A 691-nucleotide genomic window follows, 5' to 3' on the forward strand; every position below is an offset into this window, starting at 1 on the left:
GGTCACGGTCGACCGGCTCGTACGTCTGGCCCATCGGCGAGTAGATGCCGAGGGACGGGAAGAGGCTCTCCATGCCGAAGGTGCGCGCCTCGTCGGGGACGATCGGCACCCAGCGCCTGCCGGTCTCCTTGTCGCGGACCAGGTCCTTGACCAGGCGGACGAACGCCATCGTGGTGGCCACGTTCTGCGAGCCGGAGCCCTTGTCGAAGGCGGTGAACGCCTTCTCGGCCGGCTGCGGCAGCGGTGCGACCGGGTGCACGCGGCGGGCCGGGGCGGGACCGCCGAGGGCGGCGCGGCGCTCCTGGAGGTAGCGGACCTCGGGGGAGTCGGCGCCCGGGTGCGCGTAGGGCACCACGCCGTCGGCGAACTGCGAGTCCGCGATCGGCAGCTCCAGACGGTCGCGCATCGCCTTGAACTCGTCCACCGTCAGCTTCTTCATCTGGTGGTTGGCGTTCTTCGAGGCGAAGCCCTCACCGAGGGTGTGGCCCTTGACGGTCTGCGCCAGGATCACGGTCGGCGCGCCCTTGTGGGAGAGCGCGGCCTTGTACGCGGCGTAGACCTTGCGGGACTCGTGGCCGCCGCGCGAGAGGTGGAAGCACTCGAGGATCTTGTCGTCGCTCAGCAGCTTCGCCATCTCGGCGAGCGCCGGGTCCTTGCCGAAGAAGTCCTCGCGGATGTAGGCGGCGTCACG

At 70.3% G+C, this 691-nt stretch carries 1 pseudogene; it reads right to left on the reverse strand.

The window, feature by feature from the left end:
* Positions 1–691, reverse strand: a pseudogene (locus LPA54_RS34240) (pyruvate dehydrogenase (acetyl-transferring), homodimeric type); the annotation flags it as partial.

It is taken from the genome of Streptomyces sp. DH12 (assembly GCF_020873895.1).
In the GTDB taxonomy this organism is placed as follows: Bacteria; Actinomycetota; Actinomycetes; order Streptomycetales; family Streptomycetaceae; genus Streptomyces.